Raw genomic sequence first — 4,569 nt, 5'->3', positions numbered from 1 at the left:
CTTCCGATCTCCGCAGCCCGGATCTTGCACGGTGTGCATCCGGCCGCGGCGCCTCTTTGGCGTATCCGCACCAGGAGAGGTTTGCGCAGCGTGAGTCGTCCGTCTGCGAAGCGGTGGCATTCGACTGCGTCGCTTGCTGCCACTCTGTTTCATCAGGCCCCGAAGCATTTCGGGTGGGTAGCCGGCGTCGCCTCCTGAGCATCCATTGCTCACCCGTTCGACGCCTAGGACCTGATATCGATTGATTATGCGCAAAGTGATGCAGAGCAGACTTGGTGGTCCGGACGTCCTGGACGTCGTTGACGTGGAAGTGCCGGAACCGGGACCCACAGAGGTACTGGTCGAGGTGAAGGCCGCAGGAGTGAACCCCGTCGACTGGAAGATGCGTGCCGCCGGCGGTCTGGGAGATCCGCCCTTCTCGGTCGGCTGGGACCTTTCGGGGGTCGTGGCGGCTGTGGGCCCGGGTGTGACTCGCTTCAAGGTGGGGGACGAGGTGTTCGGCATGCCTCGATTCCCCTCGGAGGCGGGGGCTTACGCGAATTACGTGACCGCTCCCTCGAGACACCTTGCCGCCAAGCCGTCCCGGCTGAGCCATGCCCAAGCCGCCGGACTTCCCCTCGCGGGTCTGACCGGCTGGCAAGCCCTTGTCGCCGTGGCCGGGATCGCCGCCGGTCAGCGCATTCTCATTCCTGCCGCAGCCGGGGGTGTGGGGCACCTGGCAGTCCAGATCGCCAAGGCCCGGGGCGCATACGTGATCGGTACCGCGAGCGCCGCAAAACACGACTTCGTCAGGAGGCTCGGGGCGGACGAGGTCATCGACTATCGGACCGCGGACGTGGCGTCGCAAGTCACGAACGTGGATGTCCTCCTCGCTACGGTCGCAGGGCAGATCCAGGAACTGGCGGGCACGCTGGCACCCGGGGGCCGGGTCGTGGCGCTCAACGGCGCCGATGCCGCGTCGGTTCAGTGGGCTGTGGAGAACGGCCTGCGGGCGGACTTCATGCTCGTGGAACCTGACCGCTTCGACTTGGAATCTCTAGCCTCCCTCGTCCAAGACGGCCTGCTCGACGTTCACATCGACACAGTTTTTCCGCTGGAGCAGGTGGCCGACGCCCACCGCCTGGGTGAGCAGGGACGAACGACCGGAAAGATCGTTCTGTCCATGTAATCTGCCGGGCTCCTGCTTGGAGCCAGAGAAGGCGAACAGGGCAAGGAAGTCCGCCGCCGGGTCCGGGGTGGAACGCCGGACCGGAGCGTCACGGGCAGGCCACTGCATTTCAGCGCTATCCGCCTCTCCGGAACCATGCACACTGAAACATGAAGCGTTCTGTCCAGATTTAGGGCGAGTTCGCGGCACCTGCAGTCGTTGTCAACGCACTCCATCCGCCATATGGGCTAATCCGAAGAGTAAGTGAGGGGCCGTCCGTGGCTGCTGATGAGAATTCTGAGGGTGTACATACCCGTGACGGTGGTGCGGCCGGTGGTGAGGAGCTCGTGGCCAACAGGGCCCTGTGGGACGACCTTGCCGAGTTCCACGGAACGGACCCCGACGACCGGTCGTACAACGTCGAGTCCTTTCTCGCCGGTGGTCAGACGCTGCGCGGGATCGAGCGAGAACTCGCGGGTGACGTGGCCGGCAAGGATCTCCTTCACCTGCAGTGCCACTTCGGGATGGACACCCTGAGCTGGGCACGTCTGGGCGCACACGTGACCGGTCTGGACTTCTCGCCCAGGGCGATCGCGAAGGCACGAGAACTGGCTCAGCGCGCCGGTTTGTCCGCGCAGTTCGTTGAAGCAGACTCTCAGCAGCTTCCGGATCTTCTGGCGGGCAGGTTCGACCTTGTCGTCGCGACCTACGGAGTCCTGTCCTGGATCAGGGACCTGGACGCGTGGATGGGTAGTGCGGTGACAGCACTGCGGCCGGGCGGCCGATTGGTTCTCGTGGACCTTCACCCCGTCTTCCAGACGGTGCTCACTTTCGATCCCTTCGTGGCTGACTGGCCCTATGGAGGTGGTGCACCGCAGCACGACGCGATGACTGGGACTTACGCTCATGCTGACGCCCCGCTCGATCCGCAGGAGTCCACGCAATACCCGTATTCGGTCGGTGAGATCGTGACGGCAGCCGCTTCGGCAGGGTTGGTCGTGGAGCGGCTTGGTGAGCACATGGAGACCGAGACTGATGGACGACACATCCTGCCTCAGGGGCCAGATGGCCTCTACCGGTTCCCCTTCAGCGGCACTCAGTTGCCTGTCCTGTACTCGCTTAGCGCGGTGCTCCCGGGAACGACAGCCGACTAGGACGTGCTTTGGAAGTCGGATCGGTACTCGCCTCATGCTGTGATGATCGCGGTGTGGGGCGAGGGGATCTCTCGGACGGTGCTGGGACCGTTGTTGCCGATCACGGAGCTCGGGCGGCCGATAGCGGGTCGACGAAGGCTTATCGAAGGAGTCCGCCGGCGAGTGCGGACTGGAGCTCCGTGGCGGGAGGTTCATCTTGCGTGTGGGCAGGAACAATGGCCTCTGTCTGTGCTGTTCACTGCCGGCAGCGAGGTGACAGCCCGCAGTTCAGGGCTCGTCTGGAGGGCATACGGAGGGGTCGGCCTCGGGTCCGTCCACTGAGCGATGCTGGAGTACAAAGCCGCCCGGTACCGACGGACCTTCACCCGCGTGGACCGGTTCCTCCCTGCTCTGCTTGGCGCGCGGGTTCAGTGACGGCCCAAGCCCCTCGTGGTTCGCACCTGGACCTGCACCGGCTGCGGGACCGTCCACGACCGGACGTCAACGCGGCCGGCAACATCCGCACCGAAAGATCCAAGGTCGCCGCCGGACAGGCGGAGACCAAAACGCCCATGGAGCGCAGGTCAGACCGGCAACCCGTACCGGCGCAGCGCCCAACCCGCACCCCCGTGCGGAAGAAACAGGAACCCACCGGGAGCTGCCGGCCGACCAGCTGGGCGCAGGCGGGAATCCCCGGCCTTTGGGCCGGGGAGGATGTCAATCGGCTGGCCCTGTCCCAGTGAGCACGCTGGTCAAGGTCGCCGGGCGCCGCTGATCGTGGAGGAGACCTTCCAGTCCAGGACCTCACCGCCGCAATTGCCGCACCGCAGGCCAGCGGCCTGCCGCATCGCCTACGCTCCCAACGCCGCTGTCCTGACAGTGCCGTTCGCGAATCGGGCGAGCAGGCGGGACAGGAGGTTCGTGTCGATGTTGCCGCCGCTGATGACGGCAACGTGCAGTTCGCCGGGAGGCAGGGCGTCCTTGTGGTGGAGGTAGGCCGCGGTCGTGACAGCGCCCGAAGGCTCGGCCACGAGGTGGCTCTCGCGTGCCAGTACGGCGACGGTCTCCCGGATCTCGCTCTCCGAGACCGTGACGATGTCATCGACGTACTCCTGGATGTGCGCGAACGGGAGCACGCCCACTGAGCTGCTGCGCATGCCGTCCGCGAGGGTGCGGCCGGTGAGCGTCGTGGGCCAGGTCACCCGCTGCCCGGTGTGGAGACTCTCCCGGGCGTCGGCGGCCGTATCGGGTTCCACGCCGATGACGTATACATCGGGCAGCAGGTGTTTGAGTGCTGCTGCGACTCCGGAGATCAGTCCTCCGCCGCTTACGGGGACGAGGACAGTGTCCGGTGTCAGGCCCATCTCCGAGGTCTGCTCGAAGATCTCCAGACCGACGGTGCTCTGTCCGGCGATCACGCCGAGATCGTCAAACGGTGGCACTACGACAGAGCCGGACTCCTCGGCGAGCGTCTGCGTGGCTGTGGCCAGATCAGCGGCGGGAACGCTGTGTACGGTCGCGCCGTGACGGCGTATGGCGTCCACTTTCACCGGTGCCGCGGTGTCCGGCACGACCACGGTGATCTTCACGTTCAGGAGTTGTCCCGCATAGGCCAGGGCTTTGCCGTGGTTGCCGCTCGACTGTGCGACCACTCCTTGCTTGCGCTCTGCGGGGGACAGTGAAGCGAGCCGGTTGTAGGCGCCGCGGAGCTTGAAGGACCCGGTGACTTGGAGGTTTTCGGGTTTCAGCAGGAGTGTGCGGGTCTCGTCACCTGCCGCCGGGCCGGGTAGCAGAGGGGTGCGCAGGGTGATGCCTTTGAGGCGCCGCGCGGCGTCGCGGACGTCATCAAGGTCCAGAAGTGTCATGGCGGCTTCCTCTCGCGGTGGGGTCTGCGCCTGACAGCTATCGTCGACCGTGCGCAATCCCCTGGCGTGAGCAATCACTGCTCGCGTATCAACGGCTCCCGTCATCCGCCCTATGACCGCTGTACCTCCCGAGCGTGCGCGGGAGCGGCTCCCCGGGGGGCGTCTGGCTTGCCCAGTCGGTCGAGGGCGACCTCGGCGGCCGCCAGGTCCTGGACACCCAGGCCGATGAGTTTGCAGATGGTGATCTCGTCGTCGCCGCCGCGTCCGGATGCCGTGCCCGCGAGGACCTCACCGAGCTCCGCGCGGCGTCGGCGGTCCCGCTCCGGAAGCACCGTGGGGCAGGTGCAGTTGGAGGTGAACGTCGGCATCACACGCGAGGCGTCCGGCACCGGGCGTGCCAAGTTCTGGGTCGTGGAACTGGGCG

At 66.2% G+C, this 4,569-nt stretch carries 5 protein-coding genes; 3 read left to right on the top strand and 2 right to left on the bottom strand.

The features are described from left to right. Positions 1-247 precede the first annotated feature (247 nt). Entirely contained in the window at positions 248-1,168 is a 921-nt protein-coding gene (locus ACWEBX_RS37460) for an NADP-dependent oxidoreductase (RefSeq protein WP_451889203.1), read from the top strand. Positions 1,169-1,425: 257 nt separating this feature from the next. Then, complete coding sequence (locus tag ACWEBX_RS37455; protein WP_451889202.1) at positions 1,426-2,301, top strand: class I SAM-dependent methyltransferase; 876 nt, start codon at positions 1,426-1,428, stop codon at positions 2,299-2,301. A gap of 830 nt (positions 2,302-3,131) precedes the next feature. On the opposite strand, the gene ACWEBX_RS37450 is transcribed toward ACWEBX_RS37455, so the two are convergent. Beyond that, positions 3,132-4,145, bottom strand: coding sequence for a threonine ammonia-lyase (locus ACWEBX_RS37450; protein WP_451889201.1), 1,014 nt, complete (start codon positions 4,143-4,145; stop codon positions 3,132-3,134). A 110-nt stretch (positions 4,146-4,255) separates the two neighbouring features. Further along, a complete protein-coding gene (locus ACWEBX_RS37445) occupies positions 4,256-4,513 on the bottom strand; it encodes a hypothetical protein (RefSeq protein WP_451889200.1) in 258 nt (85 codons plus the stop codon). Between ACWEBX_RS37445 and ACWEBX_RS37440 the strand changes: the two genes are divergently transcribed. Beyond that, on the top strand, positions 4,479-4,569 hold a 91-nt coding region (locus tag ACWEBX_RS37440; RefSeq protein ID WP_451889204.1), incomplete at its 3' end, for a trypco2 family protein. The two genes, ACWEBX_RS37445 and ACWEBX_RS37440, sit on opposite strands and share 35 nt — an antisense overlap.

This window comes from Streptomyces sp. NPDC005070 (assembly GCF_053600395.1).
This window is presented reverse-complemented; position numbering and strand designations above follow the sequence as displayed.

Excerpts from the sequence above, each read along its gene's own strand:
- ACWEBX_RS37460 (WP_451889203.1), top strand. The coding sequence starts at position 248 with ATGCGCAAAGTGATGCAGAGCAGACTTGGTGGTCCGGACGTCCTGGAC.
- ACWEBX_RS37450 (WP_451889201.1), bottom strand. The coding sequence starts at position 4,145 with ATGACACTTCTGGACCTTGATGACGTCCGCGACGCCGCGCGGCGCCTC.
- ACWEBX_RS37445 (WP_451889200.1), bottom strand. The coding sequence starts at position 4,513 with ATGCCGACGTTCACCTCCAACTGCACCTGCCCCACGGTGCTTCCGGAG.